The 25,907-nt window shown below is 53.5% G+C and carries 24 protein-coding genes; 21 read left to right on the top strand and 3 right to left on the bottom strand.

Features of this window, described 5'->3' with window-relative positions; genetic code table 11:
* Positions 1-5: 5 nt before the first annotated feature.
* Positions 6-1,253 (bottom strand): NAD(P)/FAD-dependent oxidoreductase, encoded by a 1,248-nt coding sequence (locus AB1483_00760; protein MEW6410983.1) that lies wholly within the window; start codon positions 1,251-1,253, stop codon positions 6-8.
* Positions 1,254-1,420: 167 nt separating this feature from the next.
* Positions 1,421-2,173 carry a GNAT family N-acetyltransferase gene (locus AB1483_00755; protein ID MEW6410982.1) on the bottom strand — a complete coding sequence of 251 codons (753 nt, stop codon included), beginning with the start codon at positions 2,171-2,173 and terminating at the stop codon, positions 1,421-1,423.
* A 166-nt stretch (positions 2,174-2,339) separates the two neighbouring features.
* On the opposite strand from AB1483_00755, the gene AB1483_00750 reads away from it, so the two are divergent.
* The 7 genes from AB1483_00750 (at position 2,340) to AB1483_00720 (ending at position 8,822) form a co-directional block, all read left to right on the top strand.
* The gene (locus AB1483_00750) at positions 2,340-3,218 is read left to right on the top strand and encodes an arginine deiminase family protein (protein MEW6410981.1); all 879 of its coding nucleotides are present in this window, start codon (positions 2,340-2,342) and stop codon (positions 3,216-3,218) included.
* A 4-nt stretch (positions 3,219-3,222) separates the two neighbouring features.
* On the top strand, positions 3,223-3,573 hold the full coding sequence (locus AB1483_00745) for a n-acetylglutamate synthase (GenBank protein ID MEW6410980.1): 351 nt from the start codon (positions 3,223-3,225) through the stop codon (positions 3,571-3,573).
* A gap of 131 nt (positions 3,574-3,704) precedes the next feature.
* Positions 3,705-5,177 (top strand): serine hydrolase domain-containing protein, encoded by a 1,473-nt coding sequence (locus AB1483_00740; protein ID MEW6410979.1) that lies wholly within the window; start codon positions 3,705-3,707, stop codon positions 5,175-5,177.
* Between the two features lie 312 nt (positions 5,178-5,489).
* Positions 5,490-5,870: a prepilin-type N-terminal cleavage/methylation domain-containing protein gene (locus tag AB1483_00735; GenBank protein ID MEW6410978.1), complete on the top strand. Its 381-nt coding sequence runs from the start codon at positions 5,490-5,492 to the stop codon at positions 5,868-5,870.
* 6 nt (positions 5,871-5,876) lie between these two features.
* Entirely contained in the window at positions 5,877-6,464 is a 588-nt protein-coding gene (locus AB1483_00730; GenBank protein ID MEW6410977.1) for a prepilin-type N-terminal cleavage/methylation domain-containing protein, read from the top strand.
* A 19-nt stretch (positions 6,465-6,483) separates the two neighbouring features.
* Positions 6,484-7,647: a pilus assembly PilX N-terminal domain-containing protein gene (locus AB1483_00725; GenBank protein ID MEW6410976.1), complete on the top strand. Its 1,164-nt coding sequence runs from the start codon at positions 6,484-6,486 to the stop codon at positions 7,645-7,647.
* A 20-nt stretch (positions 7,648-7,667) separates the two neighbouring features.
* Positions 7,668-8,822, top strand: coding sequence for a PilX N-terminal domain-containing pilus assembly protein (locus tag AB1483_00720; protein MEW6410975.1), 1,155 nt, complete (start codon positions 7,668-7,670; stop codon positions 8,820-8,822).
* A 252-nt stretch (positions 8,823-9,074) separates the two neighbouring features.
* Here the strand turns inward: AB1483_00720 and AB1483_00715 are convergent, their stop codons facing one another.
* A complete protein-coding gene (locus AB1483_00715) occupies positions 9,075-9,527 on the bottom strand; it encodes a ferritin family protein (protein ID MEW6410974.1) in 453 nt (150 codons plus the stop codon).
* Positions 9,528-10,114: 587 nt separating this feature from the next.
* On the opposite strand from AB1483_00715, the gene AB1483_00710 reads away from it, so the two are divergent.
* From AB1483_00710 to AB1483_00645, 14 genes are all read left to right on the top strand, one after another.
* Positions 10,115-10,633, top strand: coding sequence for a hypothetical protein (locus AB1483_00710; GenBank protein MEW6410973.1), 519 nt, complete (start codon positions 10,115-10,117; stop codon positions 10,631-10,633).
* Positions 10,634-10,677: 44 nt separating this feature from the next.
* A complete protein-coding gene (locus AB1483_00705) occupies positions 10,678-11,013 on the top strand; it encodes a DRTGG domain-containing protein (GenBank protein MEW6410972.1) in 336 nt (111 codons plus the stop codon).
* 94 nt (positions 11,014-11,107) lie between these two features.
* Positions 11,108-11,908 carry an ATP-binding protein gene (locus tag AB1483_00700; protein MEW6410971.1) on the top strand — a complete coding sequence of 267 codons (801 nt, stop codon included), beginning with the start codon at positions 11,108-11,110 and terminating at the stop codon, positions 11,906-11,908.
* Between the two features lie 28 nt (positions 11,909-11,936).
* Positions 11,937-13,208 carry a [Fe-Fe] hydrogenase large subunit C-terminal domain-containing protein gene (locus AB1483_00695; GenBank protein ID MEW6410970.1) on the top strand — a complete coding sequence of 424 codons (1,272 nt, stop codon included), beginning with the start codon at positions 11,937-11,939 and terminating at the stop codon, positions 13,206-13,208.
* A gap of 42 nt (positions 13,209-13,250) precedes the next feature.
* Complete coding sequence (locus tag AB1483_00690) at positions 13,251-13,703, top strand: NAD(P)H-dependent oxidoreductase subunit E (GenBank protein MEW6410969.1); 453 nt, start codon at positions 13,251-13,253, stop codon at positions 13,701-13,703.
* Entirely contained in the window at positions 13,696-15,585 is a 1,890-nt protein-coding gene (locus AB1483_00685; protein MEW6410968.1) for an NADH-ubiquinone oxidoreductase-F iron-sulfur binding region domain-containing protein, read from the top strand. The genes AB1483_00690 and AB1483_00685 overlap by 8 nt, the downstream gene beginning before the upstream one ends.
* A complete protein-coding gene (locus tag AB1483_00680) occupies positions 15,582-18,074 on the top strand; it encodes a molybdopterin-dependent oxidoreductase (protein ID MEW6410967.1) in 2,493 nt (830 codons plus the stop codon). Before AB1483_00685 ends, AB1483_00680 begins: the two co-directional genes overlap by 4 nt.
* Positions 18,075-18,076: 2 nt before the next feature.
* The gene (locus tag AB1483_00675; GenBank protein MEW6410966.1) at positions 18,077-18,925 is read left to right on the top strand and encodes a sulfide/dihydroorotate dehydrogenase-like FAD/NAD-binding protein; all 849 of its coding nucleotides are present in this window, start codon (positions 18,077-18,079) and stop codon (positions 18,923-18,925) included.
* A gap of 11 nt (positions 18,926-18,936) precedes the next feature.
* Positions 18,937-20,343, top strand: a complete 1,407-nt coding sequence (gene gltA / locus AB1483_00670) for an NADPH-dependent glutamate synthase (protein MEW6410965.1) — start codon at positions 18,937-18,939, stop codon at positions 20,341-20,343.
* A 116-nt stretch (positions 20,344-20,459) separates the two neighbouring features.
* Entirely contained in the window at positions 20,460-21,122 is a 663-nt protein-coding gene (locus AB1483_00665) for an isochorismatase family protein (GenBank protein MEW6410964.1), read from the top strand.
* Positions 21,106-22,002: an NAD(P)/FAD-dependent oxidoreductase gene (locus AB1483_00660; GenBank protein ID MEW6410963.1), complete on the top strand. Its 897-nt coding sequence runs from the start codon at positions 21,106-21,108 to the stop codon at positions 22,000-22,002. The genes AB1483_00665 and AB1483_00660 overlap by 17 nt, the downstream gene beginning before the upstream one ends.
* On the top strand, positions 21,999-22,934 hold the full coding sequence (locus AB1483_00655; GenBank protein MEW6410962.1) for a radical SAM protein: 936 nt from the start codon (positions 21,999-22,001) through the stop codon (positions 22,932-22,934). The genes AB1483_00660 and AB1483_00655 overlap by 4 nt, the downstream gene beginning before the upstream one ends.
* Positions 22,935-23,311: 377 nt before the next feature.
* The gene (locus AB1483_00650; protein ID MEW6410961.1) at positions 23,312-24,313 is read left to right on the top strand and encodes a hydrogenase small subunit; all 1,002 of its coding nucleotides are present in this window, start codon (positions 23,312-23,314) and stop codon (positions 24,311-24,313) included.
* A 29-nt stretch (positions 24,314-24,342) separates the two neighbouring features.
* Complete coding sequence (locus AB1483_00645; protein MEW6410960.1) at positions 24,343-25,902, top strand: nickel-dependent hydrogenase large subunit; 1,560 nt, start codon at positions 24,343-24,345, stop codon at positions 25,900-25,902.
* Positions 25,903-25,907 lie beyond the last annotated feature (5 nt).

The following is a 25,907-nucleotide window of genomic DNA, read 5'->3' as shown; positions in this document are numbered from 1 at the left end:
ACGGTCTAAGGAGAATCGAGATATCCGGCCGCCGCGCACCCCGCCACCCATCCGGTCGAAAATGCGGCCTGAAGGTTGAATCCGCCGCTGGCGCCATCGATATCAAGAACTTCACCCGCAAAAAATAAACCTTTGACAAGGCGTGACTGCATCGTCCGAGGGTCAATCTCGCGCGTGTCCACACCACCGGCCGTCACAACCGCTTCGGCAATCGGCCTGTGCCCGCTGACGTGCAGACGGAAATCCTTGAGGATTCTGACTATTTGTCTGCGGTGTTCGGATCTGAGCTGGTTGGCGAGCGTGTCCGGCTTTATGGCGCTCAACTCGAGACAAATCGATGCCAACCGCGATGGCAACCACTGTTCGAGTATGTTCTGAATGTGGCGCTTGCCGTGCTGCTTGGCGCTGTCGAGAATAAGTTGCTCGAGCCGATGTTCATCGTTGTCGGGCAGGAGATCAAACGAAAGGCTCACTACCTTTTTATCGCGAAGAGCATCGACCACCTGTTTGCTTATCCTCAAGACCACCGGACCGGATACGCCGTAGTGGGTGAAGAGCAATTCACCGTTTTCCACATTTCGTTTCTTTTCGTCTATGACAATAGTGAGTTTCACAACTGGCAGGCTGAGGCCCTGAAGACGCGGCGCGATATCGCCGCTGGTTTCGAGTGGTATGAGCGATGGCCTGATGGGTACTACGGAATGACCGGCCATCTCCGCCAGCTTGTAACCATCACCCGATGAGCCAGTCTCCGGATAGGACGCTCCGCCGGTGGCCACGATTACGGCATCGGCCGCGAATTTGTCGCTGTCGGTTTGAACGCCGACAACGCGATCATTTTCAATCAACAATTCTCGAACAGCGAATTCACTTTTGATAATCACGCCGTTATCGTCCAGCCATTTTGTGAAGGCATTGACAACATCAACCGCGCGATTGCTCGCCGGGTAAACCCTTCCATTCGGTTCAGTGACAGCCGGCACTCCCAGGCGCTCTACAAGCTCAATAAGATTACCTGAGCCGAATTGTGACAGCGCCTGCCTGAGGAATTTGCCGGTGGGACCGAAAGCGGCTATGAATTCGTCTGTGGGAAGCGTGTTGGTGAGATTGCATCGCCCCGCGCCCGTCAGGCAGAGCTTGCGGCCGGTTCGGCGCATCTTCTCGAAGAGAATTACTTTGGCGCCGAGTTCGGCGGCTCTTACGGCGGCCATCATTCCGGCCGGTCCTCCCCCGATGACAATCAGTTGGGGCATATTATTTCCATATTCGGTCTTGGTCCAAAGTTATTGGTTGTTGTGTCAGGTCTTGATTTCCCGCTTGTGCGAAATTGTGACCCGACACCCCAATCCGCAAACATCCGAAGCGGCAGGTCACATCCCTCACTTCACCAGGGACAGGACCTGCCGCAACTGAAAAGTTACTAAAGAGGGTGATACATCCATACATTCGGTTCTATATATAGACCTTGATCATTTTCGATATCAATCCTTACAGGGTTCAAAGCCCCCGGCACAATATACTTTCCACTCTCCGGAAAACGCATCTGTGTCCACTCCTCCCATTGGGCAATCGTGCCGGGAATCCGCATTGCATTGTGGCAGACTTTAATGAGCCCGGCTCCGGACTTCGCGTGTACCCTCAGCCACGGATCGAATGGCAAATTGTCCTGCGTTTGCCATCGAATGAATCTCTCCATGGGTGTGAGCGGGTAGAGACTCTTCGAGTTGGGGCGCACCGGCGCCACCATTGCCTTAAAACCTCGCGCTCTTCCAATATCCTTCATTTTATCAACCGCGATACTGCTGAGTCCCTGGCCGCGATAGTCGTTCGCTACCACTATCTGAAGGGCGGAGAGTATGTTCGGTTTGACTTTTTTGTTGAAATCGCTCACTCCCTTTTGAAGCGCCCAGTCCCAGCCCGTATCGGGAAGGTCTTCGGGAGCGCCGCCGAACGCGAGCGGAATGCAGTTGCCGAGAACGATAACATTATCCGTTCCGGGTTCAACAAAGCTGAACTGATACTCGGGAAATTTCTCGAAAAGGTCGACAAACAGTTCCGACACCGGGTCGTGAAACATAAATTCCGGCCACGAGACATGGGTTACGGTCTGGTTAAGCTGCGATAGATCCGGTCGGTCTTTACCGGTGATTATTTCGTATTTGAATTCGGGCATTTTGCTTCCCCGTTTGGTCATTGTTGATCTGTGTAAACTGGCGGTAATGTCTCTCTAAAATGACGGTTTGTCAACATGCAACAACTGCCGCAAACTCAGCTTGACGCTTGTCGACGCAGCTTCTATAATGCCGCTGAATCATTTACGCAGGAGGTGGGTTAAGCCGATGAATATAAACGGTCAATCGGAAATTAAGCCTGTCAGGAGCATACTTCTGAAGCATCCCAAGGATGCCTTTATATCGCAGCAAAATATCAACGATCAATGGTTGGAACTTAACTACACGGGTACGCCCGACTTCTCCGCGGCACTCGAAGAATATGAGGCATTTATCGAGTTGCTTCGCCGGCAGGTCGAAGAATTTCATTTCCTGCCGCAGGATGACCGGACCGGTCTGGACTCAATCTACTTGCACGATCCTGTGGTAATAACCAAACGCGGCGCGATACTCTGCTCGATGGGTAAAAAGCAGCGGGGCGGCGAGCCGGGAGCTTGCGAAAAGTTCCTCAGCCAGATAGGCGTGCCGATACTCGGCAGTATCAAAGGCGATGGCAGGCTCGAAGGCGGCGATATTGTCTGGCTCGATGAGCGCACGCTGGCGGTCGGGCAGGGCTACCGCACGAACGCCGAGGGCATCCGTCAGTTGAAAGAGCTAACCTCCGACCTTGTCGATGAATTCGTGGTGGTGCCGCTTCCGCACTGGGATGGTCCCGATGATGTGCTGCATCTTATGTCGATGATCAGCCCGATCGATTTTGACCTGGCGCTTGTGTACTCGCGCCTGATGCCTGTGCCGTTCAGACAGTGGCTTGTTGATAGAGGGATGAAGCTTGTCGAAGTTCCGGACGAAGAATATCTGACTATGGGATGCAACGTGCTGGCCATCGCCCCTCGCGAGTGTATCATGCTTGCGGGCAATCCGCTGACGATGGCGCTGCTGGAGGAGGAGGGTGTTCAGGTGTCGGAATACAAGGGAAAAGAAATATCACGAAAGGGGGCAGGCGGACCCACCTGTTTGACACGTCCTCTGCTCAGAATGGAGTGAACCTATGAGCGAGCTCTCTTACGAGGACAAGTACTTCGTCGGCGTTGTCAACTACGACGACGGCGATGCCACCAAAGATACGCTGTTTCACTATCGGCAGAAGGGGGATGTCGTCTGGGGTACTTACGAGGGTGGCAACATCGCTCACGGGAATATCGTGGCGCGTGTGCTCGAAGACGGTCGACTGGATATGATCTGGCAGTATCTCAACAAAGACGGTCAGTTTCACTGGGGGACATGCCTTTCAACGCCGGAAGTACTGCCCGATGGCCGCATTCGCTTGAGCGAGGTATGGCGGACGCTGAGCGGCGACGGTGTTTCGGGCAGCTCCGTCATCGAGCAGCGGAATTCCTGATCAATCGATCCGGGCATCATTGACCGCCTGCATCCGGTCGACCGAAGCCAGGTGCAACTTATCAGACTTTCCTGCGTAAATATCAGCTAAAACCGACACGCTTCGTATTATCAACAGCTTCAGGAGGAACTATGACATTTCTAAAAAGGCTTGCCGCCCCGGTTGCGGCTGTGCTTCTGTGTCTCGCCCCGATAACGGCGGCGCAAACGGCCGACTATCCCGATACACAGGCGGGCCGTCAGCTCGAAAAGTTTATCACAGCCTTCAACACCGGTTCGGAGGATGTCTGGAATTCATGGATTCTGCAATCACCGTTAGCTGCAGACTCCGCCAATGTCCTGCAGAGGAGACTGGGCTTTTTCCGGAGGCTTTACAACGACCTTGGCAAGGTGGAAGTGTACTCGGTCGACCCCGGGTCGGAGTTCAATATATCATGCCTCGTCCAGGGGACCAGTCCAAGCGGACCGTACGATTGGATCCGCGTCGGTCTGAGGTTCGATACGCTCCCACCGTACGACCTGGCGGGCATGTCGGCAAGACCTGCCGACGATCCCAATGAGAAGCTTCCCGAGGGAGAACTCACACCGGAAAAGCTCGGAGCCTATCTCGATGGAGTACTCGACGAGATGGTGACCAAGGACAGGTTTTCCGGCGCGGTATTGGTGGCGAAGGACGGCGTGCCTGTTTATAAGCGCGCTGCCGGAATGGCCTGCAAAAGCTATGACGTTCCTAATAAGACCGACACCAAGTTCAATCTGGGTTCGATGAATAAAATGTTCACCGGTGTGGCCATAGCCCAACTGGCCCAGCAGGGAAAACTGTCATTCGATGATCCCATCATCAAGCATCTCCCGGATTACCCGAATAAAGAGGTGGCCGAAAAGGTGACCATACATCATTTACTGACACACACCTCCGGACTGGGTGATTACTGGGAAGAATTGTTCGATGCCCGGTGGTGGCAAATTCGCAGTGTTCAACAGTTGGCCGACTTATTCTGGGAAAAACCGCTCGACTTCGAGCCGGGGGACCATTTTCAGTACAGCAACGGCGGTCCCATAATCCTGGGACTCATTATCGAAAAAATAACCGCCCTTAGCTACGACGAATACATTCGGCAGAATGTTACCGGCCCGGCTGGAATGGTGAACACGGATTGCTACGAAGTCGACCGCCCGATACCGAACCTGGCGCTTGGATACACCAAAATGGGTATTGCGGGGGAGGGGCCCGGTAAAGAGTGGCGAAGCAATCTCTTTCTACATGCAGCTAAAGGCGGTCCCGCCGGTGGTGGGTTCTCGACAGTAGAGGACCTCCTCAAGTTCGATATAGCCCTGCGCGGACACAAACTGCTCGATGAGGAGTACACCGATATTGTCACCACCGGCAAGGTCGATACGGGACCGGGAAATAAATATGCCTACTTGTTCGGTGACGAAAATGTGAACGGTCATCGGGTCGTCGGTCATAACGGGGGCGCTCCCGGGATAAATGCCGTTCTTGCCATGTATTTGGATCTGGGTTATACTGTAGCCGTGCTGGCGAACTATGATGGCGCGGCGGAGGTGGTGGCCGGGAAAATTAAAAGAGCCCTGACCAGATAAAAGCCAGGGCGAAGCAAAGATTCTCCGCACAGGTCAGGCCGGTCAGCTGAATTGACCGGCCTTCTTTTTTTGGCTTCCCGGCCGGCTTTCTGCCTTTTTTCAGGTCCATGTTGTTTGCTTCATCTCCTCTACAGACTATTGGAATCTTCCCACACTTTTCCGCGTCAAAAAGCCCCGGCCGACCGCCAAGCACGCCGCTAACAGCGCAATAGACAACATCTTACGATTTAGGCTATTTCTCTGTCGGTTCAGGCATAATTGTTGCGCAGATAGAGGTCAGATAAAGCGATGACACAAAAAGGATGAGGAATCATGAATAACGATAAGGGACTTAGCCTGCTGGAGGTTTTGGTGGCCATGATAATTCTCAGTCTGGGAATTCTGGGAATGGCGCCGATGGTTGTGATGTCTATCGAGGGTAACAATATGTCCCGCGATGTACTGGTCGTTTCAAGTCTGGCCGCCGAGAAACTGGAATTTTACGAATCCCTCGAGACACTGCCCAGTGTACCCTACACCGAAACTGAAAGCGATCTTGAGGGTGGCTACACCCGCTATACCGCGATTAATGACAGTACCACTGACGCCTCAATACCGGGTGGTGTCTGCCAGGTCGATATAACCATCTCGTGGACCGATAAAACCGGGGTGGCTCGCTCCACGACATATTCGACGCTGTTGATGAAAGGATAATGAATCATGGCTATAGGAAAAGCAAATAGGCTGAAGTGCCGCCGGGGTTTTACGATTCTGGAGGTGCTCATCGCGGCTCTGATCACGGGAATTCTGGCTACCGCCAGTTTCAGATTCTACACCTCAATGCACAACCAGACTGAGGTGCAGTATGAGGTGTCCGAGGTTCAGCATCTGTGTCGATCAAGTGTCAACGAAATCAAAAAGACACTTCGCCTGGCGGGCTTTAAACTGTCAACTCATGACGCTTATGAAATAAAGGGCGATACCCTGGCTATCTATTATAGCAACACCCAGCCGGTCGATACGGTGCTCTATTACCTGGATGAATTCAGCGACTACGAATACAGCAAGGTGCATGGCTTGGCGGAGGACGTACCGCTCTACAAATTGATGAAACGTGAAAACAGCGGTACACCCGCAATCTGCGCCGACTTTATTCTGGATATCGACTTCGCGCAGATTGACAGCCGAACGATAGAAATTTCGGTGACCGCGCAGGTCTCCAAGAGTGACGATAGTTTTGAACAGAATAATGGATTCAGGACCTGGACTCTGGCTGAACAGGTCAGTTTACGAAATGTCAACTTATAGGAAGCGAGGTACCTTACCCATGAATAGGATATTTTCCAACAGAGGCGGAGCGCTTATGATTACGCTGGCTTTAATGGCTATGCTAAGCGTCATCGCCATCATGGCTCTCAACAGATCCACCACCGATATGGACATGTCGTACAATCAGCTTCATGACGAGAAAGCCTTCTATACCGCCGAAGCCGGTATTGAGAGGGCCTTGGCCGAAATCAACGACGACCGCACGTGGGACGCGGGTTTTATAAATGAAGAACTGGGCGGCGGCGTCTACTCAGTCAGAGTCATTGACAGCAGTACCGTACCGGCCCTTGTGGATACGGTGATCTTGAGGGCAACAGGAAATTTCGATGGCGCCGAAGCGGAAATCGAGGCCTATCTCGTTCCGGAGCGGTACCGTCCGTTCGAATTTGCTCTCTTCGGTGATACCAGCGTGTCTATGAGAAACGCCGCGTGCACCGACTCGTACAACTCGGATTCCGGTTCCTACGCAGCGACCGTGGATTACCTGGGCGCTTCGGTGGGATCCAACGGAACTTTGTCGCTGGAAAATATCGCCATGATCGGCGGTGACGCCGTCAGCGCGATCGAAGACGGCATCACTCTGGATAACAAGTCAACCGTTCGTGGCGACACTGTTACCGGCGTGGACCCCAAAGTCATGGACATCGTCCCGGATTCCGAATACGTATGGGCACAGCTCAACAGCGATGTCTACACGGGAATGAGCGGAACCTATACCTACGACCCGTCTGACTACTCGCTCGATGTAGGTGTGAATGAGGTCCTGACGCTGTCAAGCGGAGTATACTATTTTTCCGATATTACCCTCGGCCAGAACGCGATTGTAAATCTGGAGCCGGGTGCGGAGGTGACAATTTACATGACGGGTGACCTCGTTCTCGGTCAATCGTCAGAGTTCAACGAATTCGGAACACCATCGCAGGTGCAAATCTACTCCACCGGTTCGCTCCTTGAATTGGGTCAGAGCACGTTGCTTTCGGCGTGTTTCTATGGACCGGACGCCGATTTCATATTAAGAAACTATACCAACTTCTATGGATCGGTCGTGGCCGACTATATAGCTTTTGAAGATAATGTTTGTTTCCACTACGACAGAATACTCAGTGAGCTCGAGAAATGGGAAACGGGTAAAATGCTCGTGGTGGCCTGGCGGGAAATTTAGAAATGAGATAGGAGAGAGTTATGAGGGCGCTGGCTAACCAGAGGGGAAGCGCGCTTCTGATCGCGCTGGCTTTAATGGCCCTGCTGACAGTAGTGGCGATTACGGCTTTGGACAGGTCTACGACGGATGTTGATATGTCGTACAATCAACTGCACGACGACCAGGCATTCTATATTGCCGAGGCCGGGATCAACCGCGCCTGCGCAGAACTAAGCAACGATCTGAGTTGGCGCAGCGGGTTTACCTGTGTCGCCTTCAATGACGGCCAGTATACGGTGACTCTCGATGACAGCACCACCAACGCCTCCCTGGCCGATACCGTGGTGGTGACCTCGATGGCGGAGCGCAACGGCGCCTCGTCGGGCATCGAAGTATACATGGTACCGATCATTTTCAGACCGTTCCAGTATGCTCTCTTCGGCGACAGTTCGGTCGATATGCGAAACAGCGCCCTGACCGACTCCTACAATTCGGATTCCGGCACCTACGCGGGTACGGTACTGTTTGACTACGGAGATATCGGCTCCAACGGCACAATCGATGCCGCCAACGGTGCCATGCTGGGAGGAGATGTCGCTACGGCTACGGAAGGCGGTCTTTCAATAAACCCTGGCGCCACAGTTGCGGGCGATACGACCTCCACCGCTCCGGAGCAGGAATTGCCGCTGATCCCTGACGAAGTGTGGGCCGAGGTTGCGGTCGTAAATGACAACGCCACCGGTATCTCCGGAAGCTACACGTACAATCCATCTACGCACTCATTTCTGACCAGCGGTACGGTCATTTTTCAAACCGGCACCTATTTCTTTTCGAGTGTGGAGCTAAAGAACACTGCCAGTCTGGAGCTTGCGCCCGGGGCGGTGGTAACCATATATGTCACCGGTGACATTGAGTTGAAAAACTCCTCGCAGGTCAATCTGGACGGCAGTCCGATGGACCTCCAGTTCTATAGCCAGGGCGATATCGTGCTGAAAAACAGCGGCGACATTTTCGCCACCTTCTACTCTCCCGATGGTTTCGGTGACCTTCGCAATTCCGGTGATTTCTACGGCTCCATCGTGGCCGAAGACATCCTGGTTCACAACAGCGCGGGGTTCCACTTCGATCGACACCTTTTGGATATCGAATGGCCCAGCATCAGCGGCATGATGGTTGTGGCATGGCGTGAAATATGATCGATAGGTAACGGATATTCGCTTCGACCTCGAGGCGGAGCGGTGTCCGGTGACTATATATGCGCGGCCGAGAGCGACCCGATGGGGTCGTGCGGCCGCGTTTTTTTTCCGCATTCTGTATTGGGGGCATGAATAGTCACTCCCATACAAACGCCCCGGCCCCCTCATAAACGCGTTGACTCCGATTATTCGAGCCTGAGTTCAATGTGTCCGCAGGCGGGCAAAAAAAACGGCCTTTCGGCCGTTTACTTCTCAGTTTTCCGTCAAAATCTGGTCGTCGTACTCGACCTCGAAACGAAGCTTGTGCTTGGCCTCTTCCTGGGCCAGACCCAAAAACAGGTCTTTCAAGAACGGGTCGTCGGTCGTTTCCGCCAGGCCGGCATATAACTTATAAGCAGCCTTTTCGGCCTTCATGGCAAAAATCAAAGCATGTTGATAATCGAGATTGGGAGAAGGCTTTACATCCACCAGACTATCGCCGATTTTCAGGTCGAATATCTTCTTCTCCGAAGAAACCATCCTCTTGCCCTGTTTGACCTCGATAAGCTTGGCCTTGTGCTGCTTCTCCTCCCTGGCGAAACTCTCAAAAACCTGCTTCATATCCGGTCGATTCAGGGTCTTGGCGAGGTCCGAGTACAGCTCGGCGGCTTCCTCCTCTTTCTGGATAGCGAAATCTAAAATTTGATCGGCGGACTTAAAATCCATGTCTTCCTCCTGATATGGAAAGGGTATCTCTGGCGACTGCAAGCACCCTAGCGGCGAACGGTCACCGTCTCACTATTCGTCGGTTTCGGGTGGCTCATATTGGGTGAGCCGTTACCAGCGAGTATAATACATATCCGGCACCATTTCAAATGGAATCTGGGTGGGGACAAAGCCTCAATACAGTAATATTTCCCCAAACGGCCACAATCCAGAATGCCATATGGTTGAACAGTTACCCGCTCCCAAGATTTTCCTTGTCTGGTCAGGGCCGCTCGTTTATATTTTCCTGAAATTGGTTAACCGGACTTCAGCGGTGGAGTTGCCTGCGGCCCCCTAAATCTTCAATCAGTCTCAGGGCCTGCTACTTTACTAATGCGACAGTTGATCCGCCAAACCGGTCTGTTCGCGCAATGGTCCAGGCATCGAGCCTCTGGTCTACCGTCCATAAGTGGCTAAGGATAAAGGAATTCTAATCTGAGGTCATCCATCCGCTACAGCGTTCTGGCCCCGGCCGGATGAAATCGGATTTCAAAACTAATTGGAATAGGGAGTCTATTAAGATGTCTGAATGCCGGCACCGGTGGGAAATGGCAAATATACAATTTGGCTTCGTGGTCTTTGAAAAATGCTCGCACTGTAACGACCTCCGGACCTATTTCTCCGCGGATGATACCTGGGACGAGTACCGTGAGAATGATCATCAGTGGAGTATCGTTGAAAACGCCCAGACTTTCAGATTCGACCTCAAGTGCCGGGACTGCGGGCGCATCGAAAAATTCGCCGACCTGATGGGATTTCTGTACTGCACTTCTTGCATGGATGACTGTGAGGTCGAAATTCTGCGCAAGAAGTTTCAGGCGGAAAAAACGTTCATTTTGGTGGCCTTTGGCTTCTTGCCGCAGGCCAAAACCAATCCGATTCCCCAGGAGAGACTGGATATCCTCACCGATTATTTCAACCAGCGCCGCGATACCTCACGCTCGAAAGTGAAAATCGTGTCTTTCAGCCTGATAAGTGATCTGTCGCGCTGCCGCGGCGAGTTTATCCACGATATCGGCATGCTCTCACAGGAAGAACCGCCCGAAGAAAGAAAACCTCTACTTTGATGTGATAGTTATTTTGTAGCATAATAACAATCAGGAGTTCGTTAATGACCACTAAAGAAGTGATTGAGAAGATCGGATTAAAGAGCCTGAGTAAATTCGAACACCGTGATGTCGATGGTGTTTTCGTTTCGGATATGCTGAGTGACGTCATGGCGGGCGCCAAGTCCGGCAATTTGTGGGTGACGGTACAGACGCACAAGAGTATCGTGCCGGCGGCGAACCTGGTGGACGTGTCAGCAATAGTCATTACCAGTGGCAAGAAGGTCCCTCAGGAGACTATCGATCTGGCTAACCAGCACAACATTGCCATTCTTTCGACTGATTTGTCCAGCTTTGAGTTGATAGGGAAGCTTTACGGTCTGGGCCTGGTGTCCAAGTAGGCGCACAGGCAGTCTCCACAGGCAGTCAAACACACACCCTGGTTGCCTGTTACCTTTTATCAATAATTGTAGACGTGCAAACACGGCGGTTACTGTGAAGATTGAAACCATTAAGGATGCATTGGGGGCGACCGTTCTGGAAGGCGAGAAGGGCCTCGGCCTATCAGTCGAGCATGTTTATGCTTCCGACCTCATGAGCGATGTTCTGGCGTTCGGGAAACCGGACTCGATACTTCTCACCGGACTGGCCACCCAGCAGGCTATAATTTCCGCTCACATGGCGGAATTCAAAGGCGTGGTACTTATTAGAGGTAAGCGTCCGAAGGACGGAGCCGAAAAATTCGCCCGGGAAAATCATCTCGTTCTTATGACAACGGACCTCGACATGTACGATGCCTGCATCAGAATCGCTGCGGAGCGTGGCGAAGCGGTCACTCCGAATGTCGCTGAAGCCGGCGCCGATAAAACCGACGATATCCTCCTGAGCAACGAATTCTTTATCGAGGGCAGCGATTTCTCCAAGGCCGGAATGGTTTCCACCGAAGTGAAATCGATTCTCAAAAAAATAGGCTTTGACCCCAAACTCGTGCGCCGTGTGGCTATCTCCACCTACGAGGGGGAGATGAATGTCGTCATGCACGCCAAAAGAGCCCGTGTCACTCTCGCCATAACCCCCAGAATGGTCGAGGTGGTTATCGATGACGAAGGGAAGGGAATTCCCGACGTTGAGGCGGCCATGCAGGAGGGGTTCACCACCGCGACCGAGGAAATGAGGGCCATGGGGTTCGGATCCGGGATGGGACTGCCCAACATCAAGAGAAATTCGGATGACTTGCTGGTCACCAGCGAGGTTGGAAAGGGTACGAAGTTACAGATTCGATTTCTTACGCAATAGACTTGTCCTTTAACTAAAGAGGGAAGCGATGACGCAATATTTTCACGCTCATAAAGTCGATGTGGCCAAATGCCGCGGACACATGACTTGTATGCGTCACTGTCCCACGCAGGCCATCAGGGTTCGCGATGGCAAAGCGGTTGTCTCAAAAGAACTGTGCGTTGACTGCGGCGAATGTATCTCGGTTTGCCCCTCGGAAGCCATCGTCCCGATTGTCGATCCGGTCGATGAAATCTCCAATTTCAAGTACAAAGTGGTTGTACCATCCCCCGTGCTTTATTCGCAGTTCGAATGGACCACCCACCCTTACATTGTCCATCTGGCTCTCAAACGCCTGGGATTTGACGAAGTCGTAGATGTCAGCACCTCTTCCGCGGCCATGGCCAGAGCGCTGGTCAAGTACATGAAAAACTACCGGGGACGACGGCCGCTAATATCATCGTACTGCCCGTCGGTCGTTCGTCTTATTCAGGTGAAATATCCCGATCTGGCCGAACTGATAGTCCCTCTCGACGTACCCCGCGAGGTGACCGCCCGGGAGATCAGAAAAACACTGCCTCAAAAGCTCGGCCTCAAACCTGAGGATATCGGGATTTTTTATCTCGCGACCTGCCCGGCAAAGATCGTTTCCATAAAACAACCCGCCGAAAAAGCCAAGTCATGGTACGACGGGGCGGTTTCTATCCGCGATGCCTATTCGGTACTTCTTCCTCAGGTGGTGGCGATACGCGAGGAGTTCGATGAAAGCCAGGTGCCCGAAGATTTTAATTTCAACGCCGGATGGGTTACCACCGGAAGCATTACCCAGTCGGTGCGCATGGAGAACTGGCTGGCGGTATCGGGTCTGGATCACGTGATGCAGATACTCGACGATATCGAAAACTCCCGCCTGCGCAATATCGCTTTCGTGGAAGCGCTGGCGCATATGCTCGGATGTATCGGCGGACCTTATAATGTCGAGAACCCCTACGTGGCTCGAACTAACAGCATAAGACAACGCGAGAAGTATGAATCCGCCATCAAGCTCGACGATAAGGATATCGAAGAAAAACTCAACTCGGGCTACTATTTCCTCGAACATCGTATCCTGCCGCGTCCCACAGCCTATTTCGATACCGACCTCGCCACTTCCATCAAACGGATGAAGGAGCGCGAAAGGGTTTACGGTAAACTGAAACAGGTAGACTGCGGTTGCTGCGGCTCGCCGACCTGTATGGCTTTTGCCGAGGATTTTGTCAGGGGTGACGTTAAACTTACCGATTGTATCTTTCTTTCGAAAAAAAGCGGTGACGAAGAATAATAGTTTGTTAAACATCTAACTAAATCAGTGGGAGTATGCTCTGTGAAAGAGAAGGACTACGACGACATATTCTCTCAATTCAAGGGGGTTGAATCGGACCTGATTCCACTTTTGGTCCGGATTCAGGATAAAGACGGCTACATATCTGAGGATGCCATCAAACGTGTCTCACAGTTTATGAAGATGTCGGAAAATCAGATCCATGGTGTGGCCTCGTTCTATCCCAAATTCAGATTTACCGAACCCGGGAAAAAATCCATAAAGGTGTGTATGGGAACCGCCTGCCACGTCCGCGGCGGATTGTTTCTTTCGGAGGCGGTCGGCTGGAAACTGGGAATAGCTATCGGCCAGACAACTGACGACAAGAAATTCGATTTTCAGCGGGCAGGTTGCCTGGGGTGCTGCACTCTTGCTCCGGTGGTGAAGGTCAACGAGGATGTTCACAGCCGCATGACGGTTACGCGCTTAAAGGAGATACTGGAACAAGATGATTAGCTTCGCGACCAGACAGAAAGAAGCTCAAAAGAAATGGAAGGCGCTCCAACAGAGCGCCGTTCCGGTCATCTATTTGGGCACCGCCACGTGCGGTCAGTCTGCGGGAGCGTTGAAGGTGCTCGACGCGGTCAAGCAGACTTTGAAAAGGAAAAAGCTTAAGGCGGAGATCGTCCAGGTGGGCTGTATTGGCCCCTGTTATATGGAGCCCCTGATGGATATCAGGCTCCCCGGAGAACCGCGAATCTGCTATTCCAACGTCACGCCGGACGCCGCCGAGAAAATCATAGAGAGTCTTCTGATAAAAGGAAACCCTCTGGCTCCTCTGGCCGTCGGCCACTTCGGCGACAATGGCCATCCACTGACAGAGGGTATACCGAAATTTTTCGAGACGCCGATGCTCAAGCCGCAGACCAGGCTGGTGCTGCGAAACTGCGGTCTTATTGACCCGGAAAATATCGACCACTATCTGGCCAACGATGGTTACCAGGGACTGGCAAGCGCGCTCAGGCAAAAGCCCGAGAGCGTAATCGAGATAGTCAAAGAGGCCGGTCTTCGCGGTCGAGGCGGCGCCGGTTTTCCGACCTGGCGCAAGTGGGAGATCTGCCGCGGTGTGAAAGCTGATCAAAAGTACATGATCTGCAACGTCTCCGAGGGTGACCCCGGAGCCTTCATGAACCGCGCCCTTATTGAAAGCGACCCGCACTGCGTGATCGAAGGACTCATGATAGGTTCGTATGCTATCGGGGCCTCGCATGGATATGTTTATATCAACTCGGACTATTATCTCGCGGTAGCGAGGCTTAAAAAAGCCGCCGAGCAGATGCGCGAATACGGTCTGCTGGGCAAGAATATTCTTGGCAGCGACTTCGATTTCGGACTGACCATCAAAGAAAGCGCCGGAGCGTTCGTGTGCGGCGAAGAAACCGCGCAGATCTGCTCTATCGAAGGACGCCGTGGCATGCCGCGCTCACGACCACCGTTCCCGGCCGTCGAAGGACTCTTCGGAAAACCGACTATCATCAACAATGTCGAAACCCTCGGAACGCTTCCGAACATTCTTCGAAACGGCGCCGACTGGTACAAACAATTCGGAGTCAAAGGCAACCACGGCACCAAGACCTTCTCGCTCGTCGGTTCGGTCCGCCGCGGCGGACTCATCGAAGTCCCGCTGGGAACCAAACTCCGTCAGATTATCTACGATATCGGCGGCGGTTCCTGGAAAAAATTCAAGGGAGTACAGACAGGAGGACCATCGGGAGGATGTCTCTCCGATGAATTTCTCGATATTCCGGTGGAGTATGAGTCCATGCAGTCGGCCGGCTCCATCATGGGATCCGGGGGCATGATCGTGCTGGACGAAGACACTTGCGTGGTTGACCTGGCCCTGTATTTTCTCCATTTCACGCAGAAAGAGTCTTGCGGCAAATGTTCACCGTGCCGCGTCGGTACCTGGCACATGGTTACCATCCTCGATGAAATCACCAAAGGACAAAGTGGCCCGGAAGATCTCACCAAACTTCAGACCCTCGCCGAAACGGCAGCGCGAGCCTCGCTCTGCGGATTGGGCCAGACAGCTCCCAACCCGGTGCTGACCACCCTGCGTCACTTCCGCAACGAATACCTTGAACACGTTCAGGACAAATACTGCAAATCGGCGGTGTGCCGGGAGCTGGTCGAATACATCGTCAACCCGGAAACATGCAATGGTTGTCAGCGCTGCAAGGATGTCTGCCCGACCGATGCCATCAGCGGGGCGCGTTCGGAGCTTCACACCATCGATCAACTCAGATGTATCAAGTGCAAAGCCTGTTACGAGGTCTGTCGCTTTGATCCTCTGGCCGGTAACGCTATCGAGATTAAGCCGAAGCGGAGGGTGTCATGAGCAAGAATTCAACAATTACAGTGACTATCGACAACAACACTTACTCTGTACCCGGTGGGATTTCGATTCTTGAGGCCGCCCAGCAGAACGATATCTACATCCCCACCCTGTGCGCTCACAAGGAACTCACACCCTACGGCGGCTGCCGGATGTGTATTGTCGAGGTGGATGGGATGCGAAACCTTCCGACCGCCTGCACCACGCCGGTGTCCGATGGTATGGTTATCAGGACCAACACCGCTCAGGTGCAATCGGTAAGAATGGAGATTCTGCAGCTGTTTCTGAGCGAGCACACATCAAGTTGCTTGATATGTGACGAAAAGGATCAGTGCCGTGAGTACATGGGAACCATCCGCAAGGCCGGCGTAACCACGGGATGCCGGTATTGCTCCAACGATGGGCAGTGCGAGCTTCAGGACGTGGTCGAACACATGAACGTCAAGGAAATCCGTTATCCCATTTACTATCGCAATCTCAGGGTCGAAAAGGAAGACCCCTTCTACGAGAGAAATTACAACCTTTGCATCCTGTGCGGTCGCTGTGTGCGAATCTGCCAGGAAGTGCGCGTGGCCAATGTACTGGCCTTCAACAACCGTGGACGCGAGACCGTGATAGGCCCGGCCTACCAGCGCACGCACCTTGATGCGGGCTGCGAGTTCTGCGGCGCCTGTGTGTCGGTCTGTCCCACCGGATCTCTCACTGAAAAGGCGCGTGCCTATGAAGGCAAGCCCGACCGTGAAGAATTCACGACCTGTACCTTCTGCGGCGTAGGCTGCCAGATGCGGCTGCTGGTAAAAGGCGACCGTGTCATTGGCGCGCTGCCTGCCGCCGATGACCTGGTTAACAACGGGCAGCTGTGCGTCAAAGGACGTTTCTGTGTGACCGAATTGGTCAGCGGACCGAAACGGCTGAAACGCCCATACGGTGTGTTCGGCGGAGTCGCGGCGGAGGTCACATGGGATGCGGCCATCGATACGGCGGCGGAAAAACTATCCGCCTGCAAACCCGACGAATTCGCCATGCTCATATCGCCCAACTGCACCAACGAAGACCTATACGCGGCGCAAAAGTTCACGCGGACGGTTATGAAATCACACAATATTGATACATCGGCCCGAACCTTCTATGGCTCCGGCTTCAACGCCTACCTCGATCTTATGAGGCAGGCGGTGCCGCTCGAAAATGTCCGCAAGGCCGATGCCGTGTTGTGCGTCGGCCTCGATACCCGGTTCGGGCGGTCGGTCGTTGGCGTGGAGTTGAGAAGAGCCTATCGACGGGGCGCCAAAGTCATGAGCATCCACCCCCGCGAACACAACCTCACGCTCATCTCCGAGCACTGGGTACAGTCGCTGCCGGGTGATGAACTGAGTCTGCTCAAATCGCTGGTGAAGAATACTCAGAAAAAGCCGGCATCGAAATCCGGTGGCGATGCCGCCGACGTTGCTGGCACTCTGAAGAATTCCAAGTCTCCGGTGATTCTGGTCGGCTCGGAGTTCCTGCAGTATGACAGCAGCTCCGAGATATTGGCTGCGATAAAACAGCTTGCCGATAATCTTGGCGCGGGAGTGATGCCGCTACCGGCTCAGAACAACCTGTTCGGTTCTCTAATGATGGGAGCCTATCCGGAGTTGCTTCCCGGCGGCGAGGCTTCAACCAGCACCAAAAAGGCAGACGAGTTAAAAAATGCCTGGGGTGCTGCGGTTGCGAAGTTCGACACCAAATGGAATGCGGGCAGCCTCGGCGACGGCAAGAAACTGAAAGTACTGTATCTCGTCGGCGAGAGTCTTCCGATGAACGCGAAAAGTGTTGCCGACTTCGTGATAGTCCAGAACATCTATCCGCCGAAAGTCGAGACCGACGCCGACCTGGTTCTTCCTGCGGCCGCTTTTACCGAGTCCGATGGCTCATTCATCAACGGTGAAGGACGGCTCCAGAGAGTCAGGCAGGCGGTTAACCCTCCGGCGGAAGCTATGCCGGACTGGATGATCCTCGGCAGGATCGCGCAGAAGATGAAGGCCGATGGTCTGGCGTACAAGAATGCCGGCGATATCCACAAGGAGATTGCCGGTGTTGTGGAAGGATTCGGCAATTTCAACAAGCCGCCACGCAAGGCTCAGCCTCTCAAAATGAAGGCCGAGCTGAACTTGGTCAAGGCCAAAAAGGCCGGCGCCAAGGCAAAAGACGCGAATTATCCTTTCATGCTCAGTATGGCGGTCACCGAACACACGCACCGGGGATTCCCGCTCTCGGCGTGGGTCGATGGTACCAAAACTCTTTTCCTCGAGGAAAGAGTGGATATCAGTCCGGCCGACGCTAAGAAGGCGAAATTATCCGACGGTGACGAAGTGATCGTGAGTTCGACCGGATTCGAGAAAGTCTGGCCGGTTCGCGTAAAGCCTGAGCAGGCCGATGGTACCCTTCATGTGTGTCTGCGTCACGCGGAGGCCATGAACCCCAACCCACATCCAGTGAAAATAAAGAGGAAATAGCCATGTTTAAAGTTGTCACAAGTCGCATGATTGTCCCGAACATGCACCTCTTGACGCTGGAAGCTCCCGCTGTGGCCCGCGAAGCCAAACCGGGACAGTTTATCATCCTGCGTGCCGAAGAAGAGGGCGAGCGTATTCCCCTTTCCATTTCGGATTGGGATGAGCAGATGGGGACGGTCACTACGATATTTTTGAACGTGGGAAGAACCACCGACCGGTTGTCACGGCTGGTCGAAGGTCAACAGATACCCACGGTTGTCGGTCCGCTCGGCAATGCCACGGACATAGAGAAGTATGGGACCGTCTTGTTGCTCGGCGGGTGCTACGGCATCGGGAGCCTTTTCCCGGTAGCCAGAGCGCTGAAACAGGCGGGCAATAAGATTATCACGGTTGTCGAGGCACGCAGTTCATACCTTCTTTACTGGGAAGACCGGTACAAGGACTATTCCGATGAGTTCGTGCGCATCACCCGTGATGGAACCAAGGGCTACAAAGGTCACGTCGATCGCTTACCCGAAATAATCAAAGACCTCGGCGTAACTGTCGACCGCGTGATCATCAACGGTTGCACTTACTGTCTGAAACGCGGATCCGATGCCACCCGGGCGCTCCAGATTCCCACCTGGGTCAGCTTGAACCCGATTATGATCGACGGTACGGGAATGTGCGGCGTCTGTCGCGTGACAGTGGGATCGGTCACCCGATTCGCCTGCGTGCACGGACCGGATTTCAACGGTCACGAAGTGGACTGGGAAGAGCTTCTCCAGAGGCGCAAGACCTATATGCCCGAGGAAGTCGTTCCTCTCCGTACCAGTAAAAGTAAGTGTGAAGAGCATTCTCAACAACGGTAGGGATATTTGTTATGGCTGAACCGAAAAAGAAAAAACAACTGGACCTGGTAAGAAGGGATATGCCCAAGCAGCAGCCGGAGATTCGTTCGCACAATTTCAGCGAGGTCGCTCTTGGTTATGCGGCTCAAACGGCGGTAGAGGAAGCCTCGCGCTGCATCCAGTGCCCCAAGCCGAAATGCGTGGAGAACTGTCCGGTAGAAATAAATATCCCCGGATTTATCAAGGCTATATCCGAAAAAGATTTCAAACGCGGTATCAAAATACTGAAAGAGAAAAACTGCCTTCCCGCTATCTGCGGACGAGTCTGTCCGCAGGAAGAACAGTGCGAAGAAACCTGCGTGCTGGTCAAAAAAGGCGGGCAGATAGCCATCGGTCGCCTCGAACGTTTCCTGGCCGACTGGGAGGCCGTCCAGGGCAAACTGGAGATGCCGCACCTGCCGGGCAAAACCGGTAAGAAAGTGGCGGTCGTCGGTGGCGGACCGGCCGGACTGACGGTCGCGGGCGATTTGATTCAACTTGGCCACGAGGTAACCATCTTCGAAGCCCTGCACAAAATGGGCGGCGTGCTGGTTTATGGCATCCCCGAGTTCCGTCTGCCCAAGCGCATTGTCGAACGCGAGGTTGACTATCTCAAGAAACTCGGTGTCAAAATAAGAACCGATTTTGTCGTCGGCAAAACGCAGTCCATTGATTCGCTGCTGGAAGAGTACGACGCTATCTTCGTCGGGTCCGGCGCGGGACTTCCGTGGTTCATGGAAATTCCCGGCGAGAACCTAAACGGCGTTTATTCCGCCAACGAGTATCTGACGCGTCTGAACCTGATGAAGGGATTTCTTTTCCCCGAGTATCACACGCCCGTCAAAAGCCATAAGCGTGTCGCGGTGGTTGGCGGCGGCAACGTGGCTATGGACTGCGCCCGCAGCGCCCTGAGACTGGGAGCTGAGTCCCGCATTGTCTATCGCCGATCCAGAGAAGAACTCCCGGCTCGTCTGGAAGAAGTCGAGAACGCCGAGGAGGAAGGAGTCATTTTCGACTTCCTGACTCTTCCGCTGAAGTACATCGGCGATGAAAACGGATGGGTCAAGCAGATGGAAGTCCAGAGGATGCAGCTCGGTGAGCCGGACGCCTCCGGGCGCCGTCGGCCGGTACCTATCGAAGGCGCTATCGAGATAATCGAGGTCGACGCCATCGTTTGCGCAATTGGCAACAGCCCCAACCCGCTTATCGCCCAGACCACACCCGGCCTGGAGATTGGCAAGAAGGGCAATATCGTCGCCGATGAAGAAACCGGGCAGACTTCGCGCGAGAAAATCTGGGCGGCCGGTGATGTTGTCACCGGCGCGGCTACGGTTATTCTGGCGATGGGCGCCGGGCGCAAAGCCGCCCGATCCATGCACGAATACCTGATGTCGCACTGAGTCCGAATTTCGATATCATGAAAAAAGGCTGGCGTTTTTTCCGCGCCGGCCTTTTATTCATGGACTGTGTGCCGCACCTTGAAGGCTCTTCGAATCGATACTACTGAGACAGTCAAATGAAAGAAAACTACTTTACGCTATCAAATGTTAATAGAGTGGCTCGAGTGCTTCGAGATCGCGTAAGAGTAGACGGCGATAGGAAGTCGAATTACGTTCCCGCCCGATCCGTCCTGCTGGTTCTGGACATGCAGCGGTACTTTCTGGATGAAAACTCCCACGCCTTCATCCCAAGCGCCCCTGCGATAATTCCCGGTCTGCTTCGGTTCATAGAGATTTACGTAAAACACAACCTGAACATCATACTGACCAGACATATTAACACACCCGAAAGCGCCGGTATGATGAGCAAGTGGTGGAGAGATTTGATTACCCGCGAAAACAAACTGAGCGAGATCGATGAAAGATTCCTCCAAGCCGGAAAAACTGTTATTGAAAAATCCCAGTACGACGCCTTCTATCAGACAAATTTGGAAAGTTTGCTCAGAGAAAAAAATATCACCCAGGTTGTCATCACCGGCGTCATGACACATCTCTGCTGTGAAACGACGGCGCGCTCAGCGTTTATGCGCGGGTTCGAAGTGTTTTTCGCGGTCGATGGCACAGCGACCTACAACGAGGAATTCCATCGGGCTTCCCTGATGAACCTCTCTCACGGCTTCGCCAAATTAGTACTCATCGACGAATTGATAAAGGCAATTGAAGATGGCTGCGCGGAGTAGAGAAATAGTCATAATCGGCGCCGGCCCGGCCGGAATCGCCGCGGCCGTCCAGCTTCGAAGACAGGGCCACAATCCTCTCGTCTTTGAGATGGACGAACCCGGCGGCCTTTTGCGAAACGCGGGGTGGGTTGAGAACTACCCGGGCTTCCCCGACGGCATATCCGGCGAAGAACTTGCCAGCTTGTTTACGCGGCAACTGAAGCGCTGGGATGTTGAAGTAGTAAAACAGAAGGTTACCTCGCTCTCAATCGACAACGGTTGTTTTACTGTCGCCACGAACGACGGTTGCGTATCCGCACGTGTGGCCGTAATAGCCTCCGGAACCAAAGCGAACACTCTCGACGATTTAGACCCGACCGGTTCGGCCAGAGACAGAATACTCTACGAGGTGCATCCCTTAATTCATAAAACAAACAAGACCATAGCTATCATCGGCGGAGGCGATGCCGCCTTTGACTACGCCCTCACGCTCAGCAAACACAACGAGGTAACAATCTTCAACCGGACAAGTGTGGCTAGATGCCTACCGCTCCTAAAGGAACGAGTCCAGGCTGAAGGTCTGATAACATACAAGGATAACGTCAGCGTCAAATATCCAATCCGCGTCTCCAACGACAAACTTGTACTGGATTGCGAGTCAGATGGAAATTCATTTGACTTCACAGCCGATTATCTTATCCTTGCCATCGGCCGCAAGCCGCACCTTGACTTTTTGTCGGAAGATGTAATCGCGAGGATGGACGAACTCAAAAAATCCGGCTGTCTGTACCTCATCGGTGATGTCGTCAACGACCGTTTCAGGCAGACGGCGATAGCCGTTGGCGAGGGTGTTAAGGCGGCAATGCGGATTGACAGGATGATCGGGGATTCAGTCAAATGAAAATAATCACGCAGACAGGAAGAGAAGAACTGGCTATTGTGTATCTGGCGGAATTGGAGTCGGGGGATGCTATCGAGTTTGTCGAGTCGCTCCAGCCGCCTTTTGCAAGAGAGAAGAAGTGGGTTCTGATAGTCTCTACTCTGATTGGTTGCCCCGCGAATTGTCCAATCTGTGATGCCGGCGGTTTCTACAAGGGACGTATAAGCAAAAACGACATATTCGCCCAAATCGACTATCTGATCGACAAGAGATTCCCGTCACGCCGTGTCAACGTTGACAAATTCAAGATTCAGTTCGCCCGTATGGGAGAACCGGCTTTCAATCCGGCAGTAATAGATGTTCTCTGTGAGCTTCAGAGTCGCTATCACGCTCCGGGGCTAATGCCCTGCATCTCAACTGTCGCGCCCGTCAAAACCGGTGCGTTCTTCAAACGGCTCATGGAGGTAAACCACTGTATCTATCGCGGGCGCTTCCAACTGCAGTTTTCGATACACACCACCGATGACAGGCTCCGCGATCGATTCATCCCTATAAACAAGTGGGATCTGAAAACTATCGGGCAATATGGCGAACGGTTTTTCGTTGCCGGCGGGCGGAAAATCGCCCTCAATTTCGCTCTTGAAAAAAACGCACCCGTGAATGCCGATATACTCCGTGAGTATTTTGACCCGGAGATCTTTTTGATCAAAATCACCCCTATAAATCCTACCTATCGTGCTGTCGAGAATCAGATGCTGTCTTACGTGGAGCCCGACCGGCCGGAAAGGTACCGGACACTTGTGGACAGCCTCCAAAGGGCCGGATACGAGGTCATCCTGAGTATTGGCGAGTTGGACGAAAACCATATAGGCAGCAACTGCGGGCAGTTAGTCTCCAATCACATGCGCCAAAAGCAGGCCCTGGCAGGGGCATATAGCCAGGCAAAGACCTGACATTCGCGGCTTTCGTTCTGGCAAAATCTGCGCCCCGAACCACTCCGGCCAGGGAGATCAAGCGTCTTCCAAACGCTCAATTTTAAGAACAGCAAACTAGTACGACGATAACCCTAAATTCCTGAGTTATTTAGCCGACAATATAATTGACAGAAATGTCGCATTTTGCTCTTAGGTATCGTAATATTTTTTGGCGAACCATGCTTCTGTAGCACCTCTGAATTCGGCTGCTTCGGTAATGCCACCTCCCATTTCATGGTTTCTTTGGTTACGCCGCCCCACGATTTAGGAGCATGCTAAGCGGTTCAATCATAGCGAGAGAATAAATAACAACATCTTGCCTTAAGGCGCCTTGATGTGCCTCAGGGAGTGTAAGTATGAGTCTTAGCCGAAGAGAATTTCTGGAACTTCTGGGTTGCACGGCGTCAGTAGCCATGCTTCCCGGTTTTTTGCGGGCCGGAGGCATTCCCGAGCCCATCAAGATCGCCCTCGCGGAGCAAATGAAAACCGACCCTCTGCCGGTCATCTGGCTTCAGGGACAATCTTGTGCCGGATGTTCGGTGTCAACCTTGAACAGCGTACATCCCGATATCGCCGAGGTTATCACCGAAACTATCAGCCTGCAATTTCACCCCAATGTCATGGGCGCGGCGGGTGACTTTGCCCTTGACGTCTTGAATAGAGCCATCAACGAACAAAAAGGCCAATTCGTTCTCGTGGTCGAGGGTTCGATCCCGACTGGCGATGGCAGCGCCTACTGCCAGATGGGCGAGCACGACCACAAACCCATCACGGCCGAACAGTGGGTACTGCAGCTTGGCAACGCTGCGAAAGCCGTTTTGGCGGTGGGTACCTGCGCGGCGTTCGGCGGAATTCCGGCGGCACGTCCAAATGTCACCAACGCCAAACCGGTTTCCGAGCTGCTGCCTGAGGCGACTCTAATAAATATCCCCGGCTGTCCATCTCACCCCGATTGGGTGATAGGAACGGTGGCGCATGTCATTCTCTATGGATTGCCCGAACTCGATGAACACAAACGCCCAAAAATGTTCTTCGGCAAAGTGGTACACGAGCAATGCGAGAGACGCGCTGATTTCGAAAACGGTATTCCGGCCGAGGATTTCGGTGGCCAGGGCTGCCTGTATGATCTCGGGTGCAAAGGCCCCGAGACGCATTGCGATGTCTGCATCCGCGGGTGGAACAACAAGGTCAACTGGTGTATCCGTAGCGGCTCGCCGTGCATCGGATGTACCGAACCGGATTTCCCGGATTTTGGCGGCTATGGGTTGTACACCAAACTGCCACGAGAAGCTGCACGCGGCATCGAATGGTCGGGTCCATATGCCCCGCAACGAACAATCAAAGTGGAAACAACCTGAACTAAAGGGGTCCCTAAAAGGAGAAAACTATGAGCAGGACTATAAGCATTGACCCCGTTACCCGAATAGAGGGTCACCTCAAGATAGAACTCGAAGTCGACAACGGTAAGGTTGTTGATGCCCGCTGTCAGGGTGAAATGTTCAGGGGAATCGAAAAGCTGCTTTATGGGAGAAACCCGGTCGATGCCAACCAGATTACGCAGCGAATCTGCGGCGTCTGTCCGGCCAGTCACGCGCAGGCCTCGAGCCTAACGCTCGACAGAGCCCTTGGAGTCGAGCCGCCCGAAAATGGTCGGCTGATTCGTAATCTGATATTGGGCGCCAATTATCTTCAATCGCACATTCTTCATTTCTACCATCTGGCGGCTCTGGATTTCGTGGATATCACCACAATTCTCAGCTATACCGGCGCCGATGCGGGACTTCAAAAAGTCAGGCAGTGGGCACAGGCCGAGGTCGACAGCGGCAAACCCACGGCGGTTGCGCCGTTTCTGCCTCGATACGAAGGCGACTACATAAAGGATACCGAATTGAACATAGCGGCCGTCGCGCACTATCTGAAAGCTCTCGAGATTCGACGGAAAGCACACGAGATGCTCTGTATCTTCGGCGGACGTATGCCGCACGCCGTGACAATCCTACCGGGTGGCACCGCCGAGAATGTCACGGTGGATAAGATTCTCGCCTATGCCTCGCGTCTGGAAGAGATTCAGGATTTCATCGATAACGTGTATATCCCCGATGTTGTCGCGGTGGCGAAGGCATACCCGGCCTATTTCGAAATAGGTAAAGGATGCGGCAACCTTCTCGCATACGGTGTCTTTGAAGAAGAAGCTTCGGGTGGCAAGAAATTACTCGCCCCGGGGGCCTATATTGACGGCAAGGTTGTGCCTTTTGAGGTGTCGAAGGTATCCGAGCACGTCAGGTATTCGAAGTACTCATCGGCCAGCAAGCTTCATCCTTCCAGAGGTGAAACCGAACCCGATTTGGCCAAGACGGATGCCTACTCGTGGCTGAAGGCGCCTCGATATGACAACAAAGTCGTGGAAGTCGGACCCCTCGCCCGAATGGCCGTGGCGCACCTGACCGCGACCAACGAGAAAGCCTCCAGGCTGGTTACCGATACTCTCGCCGCGTTCAACGCTCCGGTGTCCGCGCTTTTCTCGGTTCTTGGAAGACACGCTGCCAGAGCGCTCGAGGCAAAGGTAGTCGCCGAACGCTGTGCCGAGTGGGTAATGCAGTTGAAACCCGGGGAGCCGACACACACCAAATACCAGATTCCGAAAGAGAGCGAAGGGTTCGGATTGACCGAAGCTCCTCGCGGCGCGCTCGGACACTGGATTACAATTAAAAACAAGCGCATCAACAACTATCAGTGTGTCGTACCGACCACGTGGAATGCCAGCCCGCGCGACGACAAGAATCGACTCGGGCCTATGGAACAGGCGCTCGTGGGCACGCCTATCGCCGATGCTGCCAACCCGATCGAGGCCGGCAGAGTCGTGCGGTCGTTCGACCCGTGTATCGCCTGCGCCGTGCACGTCGTGACGCCGGACCGTGAACTGGTGTCAAAATTCAGGGTGTTGTGATAGAA

This window comes from Candidatus Zixiibacteriota bacterium (assembly GCA_040756055.1).
In the GTDB taxonomy this organism is placed as follows: Bacteria; Zixibacteria; MSB-5A5; order GN15; family FEB-12.
The sequence above is the reverse complement of the archived record's forward strand: the minus strand, read 5'-3'. Positions and strand labels throughout refer to the sequence as shown.

Excerpts from the sequence above, each read along its gene's own strand:
- AB1483_00760 (MEW6410983.1), bottom strand. The coding sequence starts at position 1,253 with ATGCCCCAACTGATTGTCATCGGGGGAGGACCGGCCGGAATGATGGCC.
- AB1483_00755 (MEW6410982.1), bottom strand. The coding sequence starts at position 2,173 with ATGCCCGAATTCAAATACGAAATAATCACCGGTAAAGACCGACCGGAT.
- AB1483_00750 (MEW6410981.1), top strand. The coding sequence starts at position 2,340 with ATGAATATAAACGGTCAATCGGAAATTAAGCCTGTCAGGAGCATACTT.
- AB1483_00745 (MEW6410980.1), top strand. The coding sequence starts at position 3,223 with ATGAGCGAGCTCTCTTACGAGGACAAGTACTTCGTCGGCGTTGTCAAC.
- AB1483_00740 (MEW6410979.1), top strand. The coding sequence starts at position 3,705 with ATGACATTTCTAAAAAGGCTTGCCGCCCCGGTTGCGGCTGTGCTTCTG.
- AB1483_00735 (MEW6410978.1), top strand. The coding sequence starts at position 5,490 with ATGAATAACGATAAGGGACTTAGCCTGCTGGAGGTTTTGGTGGCCATG.
- AB1483_00730 (MEW6410977.1), top strand. The coding sequence starts at position 5,877 with ATGGCTATAGGAAAAGCAAATAGGCTGAAGTGCCGCCGGGGTTTTACG.
- AB1483_00725 (MEW6410976.1), top strand. The coding sequence starts at position 6,484 with ATGAATAGGATATTTTCCAACAGAGGCGGAGCGCTTATGATTACGCTG.
- AB1483_00720 (MEW6410975.1), top strand. The coding sequence starts at position 7,668 with ATGAGGGCGCTGGCTAACCAGAGGGGAAGCGCGCTTCTGATCGCGCTG.
- AB1483_00715 (MEW6410974.1), bottom strand. The coding sequence starts at position 9,527 with ATGGATTTTAAGTCCGCCGATCAAATTTTAGATTTCGCTATCCAGAAA.
- AB1483_00710 (MEW6410973.1), top strand. The coding sequence starts at position 10,115 with ATGGCAAATATACAATTTGGCTTCGTGGTCTTTGAAAAATGCTCGCAC.
- AB1483_00705 (MEW6410972.1), top strand. The coding sequence starts at position 10,678 with ATGACCACTAAAGAAGTGATTGAGAAGATCGGATTAAAGAGCCTGAGT.
- AB1483_00695 (MEW6410970.1), top strand. The coding sequence starts at position 11,937 with ATGACGCAATATTTTCACGCTCATAAAGTCGATGTGGCCAAATGCCGC.
- AB1483_00685 (MEW6410968.1), top strand. The coding sequence starts at position 13,696 with ATGATTAGCTTCGCGACCAGACAGAAAGAAGCTCAAAAGAAATGGAAG.
- AB1483_00680 (MEW6410967.1), top strand. The coding sequence starts at position 15,582 with ATGAGCAAGAATTCAACAATTACAGTGACTATCGACAACAACACTTAC.
- AB1483_00675 (MEW6410966.1), top strand. The coding sequence starts at position 18,077 with ATGTTTAAAGTTGTCACAAGTCGCATGATTGTCCCGAACATGCACCTC.
- gltA (MEW6410965.1), top strand. The coding sequence starts at position 18,937 with ATGGCTGAACCGAAAAAGAAAAAACAACTGGACCTGGTAAGAAGGGAT.
- AB1483_00665 (MEW6410964.1), top strand. The coding sequence starts at position 20,460 with ATGAAAGAAAACTACTTTACGCTATCAAATGTTAATAGAGTGGCTCGA.
- AB1483_00660 (MEW6410963.1), top strand. The coding sequence starts at position 21,106 with ATGGCTGCGCGGAGTAGAGAAATAGTCATAATCGGCGCCGGCCCGGCC.
- AB1483_00655 (MEW6410962.1), top strand. The coding sequence starts at position 21,999 with ATGAAAATAATCACGCAGACAGGAAGAGAAGAACTGGCTATTGTGTAT.
- AB1483_00650 (MEW6410961.1), top strand. The coding sequence starts at position 23,312 with ATGAGTCTTAGCCGAAGAGAATTTCTGGAACTTCTGGGTTGCACGGCG.
- AB1483_00645 (MEW6410960.1), top strand. The coding sequence starts at position 24,343 with ATGAGCAGGACTATAAGCATTGACCCCGTTACCCGAATAGAGGGTCAC.